Origin of the sequence: Flavobacterium sp. (assembly GCF_043720215.1) — a bacterium.
Classification (GTDB): domain Bacteria; phylum Bacteroidota; class Bacteroidia; order Flavobacteriales; family Flavobacteriaceae; genus Flavobacterium.
On sequence record NZ_JAYSSZ010000248.1, the window covers coordinates 1 to 7,578 of the forward strand.

Genomic DNA, 7,578 nt, shown 5'->3' on the forward strand with positions numbered 1-7,578 from the left:
CCAGCCGTAGCTAAAGCAGCTATGGAAAGTGGAGTTGCGCAAATAGAAATTACCGACTGGAAAAATATAAAGAAGAATTATTAGAACGACTAGGTTCCGATAACAAACTGGTTCGTTTGTTAGCAAACAGAGCTAAAACCGATAAAAAACGAATTATTTTTGCCGAAGCCGATCATTTAGATGTGTTGAAAGCAGCTCAAATTGTTCACGAAGAAGGTATTGGGATTCCAATTTTATTAGGGAATAAAGAAATAATTTTAGAACTAAAAGAAGAAATTGGTTTTGATGCTGAAGTAGCTATTTTTGATCCCAAAACAAAAGAAGAAGATGTTCGCAGATTGCGTTATGCTGAAACCTATTGGAAATCACGTCGTCGTAGAGGAATCAGCCTTTTAGATGCTCAAAAATGGATGCGAGAACGCAACTATTTTGCAGCTATGATGGTTAATGAAGGAGAAGCAGATGCTTTAGTAACTGGTTATTCTAGAAGTTATCCTTCGGTGGTAAAACCTATGATGGAACTTATAGGAAAAGCACCAGGAGTCACAAGAATTGCAACCACAAATATGATGATGACTGCTCGTGGTCCGATGTTTTTATCAGATACAGCCATCAATCCAAACCCAAGTGCTGACGATTTGGCAAAAATTGCTTTAATGACAGCAAAAACAGCTAGAATGTTTGGTGTAGAACCTGTAATTGCAATGGTTTCGTTTTCTAATTTTGGATCTTCAAGTTACGAAAGCGCTACGAAAGTTCGCGAAGCGGTTGCTTATCTTCATGCGGAATATCCAGACTTAATAGTTGATGGTGAAATTCAAACTGATTTTGCTTTAAATCCAGAAATGCTAAAAAGTAAATTCCCTTTTTCTAAATTAGTGGGGCATAAAGTAAATACACTTATTTTTCCAAATTTAGAATCCGCAAATATTACCTATAAAATGCTTAAAGAATTATATAAAGTAGATTCTATTGGACCAATTATGCTAGGAATGGATAAACCTGTTCATATTTTTCAGCTAGGAGCAAGCGTTGAAGAAATGGTAAATATGGCGGCAGTTGCGGCAGTTGATGCGCAAGAAAAAGAAAAAAGAATAAAACTTAATAAGAAAATAGAAGAGATTGTTTTAATAGAAGAATCAAGTAGTTAAGCTTAAATAATACTTGGAATTCGAGAAAATTAGTATATTTGGAGGTTTAGGATTTTATTTATGATAGCACACATTCAAGGAAAGTTAGTTGAAAAATCGCCTACTGAAGTTGTAATAGACTGTAATGGTGTTGGTTATCATGTAAATATTTCGTTGCATACATATGGTTTGTTACCCTCAACAGATTTCATAAAACTTTTTACACATTTAATAATTAAGGAGGATAGTCACTCATTATTTGGTTTTGTTGAAAAATCTGAAAAAGAAATTTTTAAATTATTAATTTCTGTATCAGGAATTGGAGCAAATATTGCTCGAACGATGTTGTCATCTATCGAACCAAAACAAATAATTAATGCTATTGGTTCTGGTGATGTAGGAACGATTCAATCTATAAAAGGAATTGGAGTAAAAACGGCACAAAGAACAATACTTGATTTGAAGGAAAAAGTGTTAAAACTATATGATTTAGACGAAGTTTCTATGTCACAAAGCAATACAAACAAAGATGAAGCGTTATCTGCATTAGAAGTATTAGGTTTTGTTAGAAAATCAGCTGAAAAAGTAGTCGAAAAAATTGTCGCAACAATGCCAGATGCAACTGTAGAAACTATTATTAAACAGGCTTTAAAAAATTTATAATCGTTGAGACAATTTAGTTTATATAATTCCAATTCATTTTTTAAAAAGAGTATTTTCATACTGCTTTTTTTCGTTTCGATGACTGTTAATGCACAAGTTGTAGAGTCTCAAGATACCGTAAAAGGATATGATACAGGAAAATTAGATCTTCCTAACCCCAATAGTATTCTAGAATCGTATTCTTATGATCCGGTTACAGATCGTTATATTTATACCAAAACATTCGAAGGATTTAATATCAATTACCCAATTGTTTTAACGCCAAAAGAATATCAGGAATTAATTTCTAGAGAAGCGATGCGTGAGTATTTTCAGAAAAAATCTGATGCAATCGATGGAAAAAAAGAAGCAAGTAAAGATGCTAAAAAAGATTTATTACCAAGATATTATATAAATTCAGGTTTTTTCGAATCAATTTTTGGAAGCAATACTATCGATGTAAAACCTACCGGAACAGTTGAAATCGATTTAGGAATGCGTTTTTCCAAACAAGACAATCCATCTCTTTCTCCAAGAAACAGAAAAACTACCACTTTCGATTTCGATCAACGAATCGGTTTAAGTTTACTAGGAAAAGTAGGAACACGACTAAAAGTAAATGCAAATTATGATACTGAATCTACTTTTGCCTTCCAAAACCTTATAAAATTAGAATTTACACCAACGGAAGATGATATTCTTCAAAAAATAGAAGTGGGTAATGTGAGTATGCCGCTAAATAGTACCTTAATCCGTGGAGCGCAAAGTTTGTTTGGTGTAAAAGCACAATTTCAATTCGGACGAACTACAGTTACAGGAATTTTCTCGGAGCAAAAATCTCAAACAAAAACAGTAACATCTGAAGGTGGTGGAACGATACAAGAATTTAGCCTTTTTGGATTAGATTATGATGCCGATAGGCACTTTTTCTTGTCGCAATATTTTAGAAACAAATACGACTCGGCACTTAGAAATTATCCAGTTATAGATTCTAGAGTGCAAATTACCAGAATGGAAGTCTGGATTACAAACAGACAAAATAGAGTAAATACCTCTCAAGATGGTAATAATTTGAGAAATATAGTGGCGCTGCAAGATTTAGGAGAATCTAGACTTACTGGATTTTTAGATACTGAGATTGTTGGAATAACAGCGCCAGTATCCTTTTTTAATACACCCGCAGATACACCTTCTAATAATGCGAATAATGATTTTGATCCTGAAAAAATAGGACAAGCAGGCAGTAATTTAAATCCATTAATTAGAGAAATTGCGACTGCAAGTCAAGGATTTGTTGGAGTTGCGCCAGCTCCATCTGAAGGAACAGATTATGCTAAACTTGAAAACGCAAGAAAATTAACACCAAACGAATATAATTTCAATCCACAATTAGGTTATTTGTCATTAAATCAGCGACTAACTAATGATGAGGTTTTAGCTGTGGCTTATCAATACACAATAGGAGATCAAGTCTATCAAGTGGGAGAATTTGGAACCGATGGTGTGGATGCGACTAATGTAAATGGTACTACTGGAGTTCCTACAACACAAAGTTTGATTCTTAAAATGCTAAAAGGAAATTTAGCCAGTGTGACCAAACCAGCTTGGAAATTGATGATGAAAAATATCTATCAAATTCCCGGTGCGTACCAACTAGATCCGAAAGATTTTAAATTCAACATCTTATATTCAGACCCAGCACCATTAAATTATATTGATTTGGTTTCGCCTTTGCCAAGCCCAGCAGATTTAGTAACTAGAACACCATTGTTAAAAGTTTTTAATGTTGATAAATTAAATTTTAATAACGATCCACAAAATAACGGAGATGGTTTCTTCGATTTTATTCCAGGACTTACTGTTGATACTCAAAACGGACGAATCATTTTTACAACAATAGAACCTTTTGGAAAACATTTGTTTGAAAAATTACGTTCGATTCCTGGGGAAGACTATAATGGAGGTAACTCTATTGGAGGTGTTTATAATGCCAATCAAACTAAATATGTTTTTGGAAGTTTGTATACCAAAACCCAAGCACAAGCATTACAAGAAAGTGATAAAAACAAGTTTCAGCTGCGAGGAAAATTCAAATCTACAGGCGGCGAAGGCATTTCTCTTGGTGCTGCAAACGTTCCTCGTGGTTCAGTTGTAGTTACCGCTGGCGGAAGAGTTTTGCAAGAAGGAATCGACTACAGTGTCAATTATCAGGCTGGAAGAGTTCAAATACTTGACCCATCATTGCAAGCTTCGGGAATACCTATTGAAGTTTCTGTCGAAAATAATGCTGTTTTTGGCCAGCAAACTAGAAGGTTTATGGGAGTTAATGTCGAGCACAAGTTTTCGGATAAGTTTCAAATTGGCGCAACCTTGCTTAAAATGACCGAAAGACCATTTACCCAAAAAACAAATTACGGTCAAGAATCTATCAATAATTTAATTTATGGTGCTAATGCTAACTTTTCTACTGAAGTGCCTTTCTTCACCAGATTAGTTAACAAATTACCTAATTTAGATACTGATGTTCCTTCTAATTTATCATTTAGAGGGGAAGTAGCGTTCTTAAAACCAGGAACACCAAAAGCAGATCAGTTTGAGGGTGAAGCCACCGTTTATGTAGATGATTTTGAAGGATCACAATCTACCATAGATATGAAATCTCCTCTAGCTTGGAGTTTATCAAGTACGCCAAAAGGATTTGAAGTTAATGCCCCAAATAATGTGATCTCCGACGGCTTCAAAAGAGCGAAATTATCTTGGTATTCGGTAGATCCAACTTTTTATACAGCTGATCGTCCAGCAGAAATAGATGATAATGATGTTTCATTAAACAATACTAGGAGAATATATAGTAGTGAGTTGTATCCTGACACGAGTATTGCTGTAGGAGAAACAACAGTTGTGCCTACATTAGATATGACATATTACCCAGCAGAACGTGGGCCATATAATTTTAATACAGCAGCAGTAGGTAATACTTTGCCAACACCTCAAAATAATTTTGGAGGTATAATGCGTTCTATATCTTCTACAAATTTTGAACAAGCAAATGTAGAGTATATTCAAGTTTGGGTTTTAGATCCTTATTTTGGGACGGCTAGTGATACAAACCCAGCCAATACAGGTAAATTAACATTCAACTTAGGAGAAATTTCGGAAGATGTTCTAAAAGATGGACGTAAATTATACGAAAACGGATTGCCAGCTGGAGGTGCAAATCCAAATGTAATTACTACCGATTGGGGAAAAGTACCAGCATCACAATCCCTAATATATGCTTTTGATACTGATGAAGCAAATAGAGCGCAACAAGACGTAGGTTTAAACGGATTGAATGATGCCGAAGAAAGTGCAAAATACCCAACCTTTGCTGGTAGCGATCCAGCACAAGATAATTACCAATATTTCTTAAGTGCATCAGGTTCAATTTTAGATAGATATAAAAAATATAACGGATTAGAAGGAAACTCTCCAGTAAACGTTTCGGATACGAATAGAGGATCTACCACAACGCCAGATGTTGAAGATATCAATAGAGATAACACTATGAATACGATTGATGCGTATTATAAATTTAGCATTGATATTAAACCAAATTTAGTTGTAGGGGATCAATATGTGTCTGATGTAAGAGAAACACAAGTTTCGCTTCCAAATGGAAATACAACTCAGGCTAGATGGATACAATTTAAAATTCCAATTCTAGAAGCGACGGCAGCAAATATTGAAGGAGGTATTTCTGATTTTAGATCTATTCGATTCATGCGTATGTTTATGTCTAATTTTTCAGACAAGATCACTGTTCGTTTAGGTGCTTTAGATTTAGTTCGTGGAGAATGGAGAAGATATAATAATACACTTCAAGCTACAGACGACCCAACAGATGACCCAACAGGGTTTGATGTTACAGCGGTAAATATAGAAGAAAACGGTTCTAGAACACCAATACGATACGTCTCTCCTCCTGGTGTAGAGCGTGAACAATTGTATAATAATAATTCGGTAATTAACCAGAATGAGCAGTCACTTTCGTTAAAAGTTTACGATAAAGCTAATCCACAATCAGGACTTGATGGATTAGAAGCAGGAGATTCTAGAGCGGTTTTCAAAAATGTAGATGTAGATATGCGTCAGTACAAAAAAATAAAAATGTTTTTGCATGCCGAAGCTTTGCCTACGCCTCCAGAAACAGCTCCTTTAGCAAGTGATGAAATGATTGCTTTTATTCGTTTTGGAAACGATTTTACGAACAATTTTTATCAAATAGAAATTCCGTTGAAAGTTACCGCTCAAAATGCATCTTCTGCAACTGATGTTTGGCCAGTAGAAAACGAAATCGATTTGCAAACAGCACTTTTAACACAACTTAAGATTTTAAATTTAAACGGAACACAACCTGTAGATGCTAACGGAATTTTCTTTCAAGATGCAACAGTATTAAATCCTTCAGCAAAAGCAGGAATGCGAGTAGGAATAAAAGGAAATCCTAATTTTGGGTTTGTGAGAACTTTAATGATGGGAGTAAAAAATCCGAGTATAACGCCTGGAGATTTTGTCCGTGGAGAAGTTTGGTTCAATGAACTTCGACTAGCCGATGTAGATAACGAAGGCGGAATGGCTGCTATTGCAAGTTTGGATACCAATTTTGCCGATTTTATGACACTTTCCGCTACAGGAAGAATGAACACCATAGGCTTTGGTTCTTTAGAACAAAGTCCAAACGAACGCAGTCGTGAAGACACCAAACAATATGATATTGTTACCAATATAAATCTAGGAAAACTATTACCTAAAAAATGGGGAATAAACCTGCCATTTAATTATGGTATTGGAGAAGAAATTATAACACCAGAATACGATCCATTTAACCAAGATATTAAGTTAAAACAATTGCTTGAAGTTACAACTGATGCCGAAGATAAAGCTGAATTTAAATCTCGTGCCATCGATTTCACAAAAAGAAAAAGTATTAACTTTATTGGGGTAAGAAAAGATCGTGGTGCCGAACAAAAACAGCATTTTTATGATCCGGAAAATCTAACAGTTTCCTATTCATTTAATGAAGTGGAACATCATGATTTCGAAATTGAAAATTTGGTTGACCAGCAAGTAAGAACGTCTGCAGATTATGCTTTTACATTTCAACCAAAACCATTAGAACCATTTAAAAATACTAAGTTTTTGAAGAAAAGTACCTATTGGAAAATGTTAAGTGATTTCAATTTTAATTACTTACCAACCAGTGTAAATTTCAGTTCGACCATTCTGCGACAATATAACAAACAACAATTTAGACAAATTGATGTGCAAGGAATTGGACTCGATCCATTGTACAAGCGTAACAATATGTTCAATTATAATTATGGGTTCAATTATAATTTAACTAAAGCATTACGTCTTAATTATACAGCAACAACAGCAAATTTGGTCAGAAATTATTTAGATGCTGACAACAATTCGATCGATAGTTTCACTATTTGGGATGATTATTGGAATATTGGTACACCAAACCAACACGCACAACAACTAACGGTAAATTATACATTACCTATAAATAAAATACCAGCATTAGCATTTATAAAATCGGATTATACCTATACAGGGGATTATTCTTGGCAAAAAGCGTCTTTATCTTTGCAATCTTTTGAGGCAAGCGATGGAATTACATACGATTTAGCCGTTTTTGAACATTGCGCTGTCGTTAAAGAATGGCGATTTTGCGGGTGCTGCGATTGAAATTGATCGACAAGCAATTGCACCGATTTGGAATGTGCGCAAAGCGCAGGTGTGGCAAGGTTTAGGTGAC

Annotated in this window: 1 protein-coding gene and 2 pseudogenes; all 3 read left to right on the plus strand. The window is 34.8% G+C overall.

Features of this window, described 5'->3' with window-relative positions; all coding sequences use genetic code 11:
* Window positions 1-1,151 (plus strand): annotated as a pseudogene (locus tag ACHZC3_RS10820) (phosphate acyltransferase); the annotation flags it as partial.
* A 60-nt stretch (window positions 1,152-1,211) separates the two neighbouring features.
* Window positions 1,212-1,793 (plus strand): Holliday junction branch migration protein RuvA, encoded by a 582-nt coding sequence (ruvA, locus tag ACHZC3_RS10825; protein WP_394759874.1) that lies wholly within the window; start codon window positions 1,212-1,214, stop codon window positions 1,791-1,793.
* Between the two features lie 78 nt (window positions 1,794-1,871).
* Window positions 1,872-7,448 (plus strand): annotated as a pseudogene (gene sprA, locus ACHZC3_RS10830) (cell surface protein SprA); the annotation flags it as partial.
* Between the last annotated feature and the right edge of the window lie 130 nt (window positions 7,449-7,578).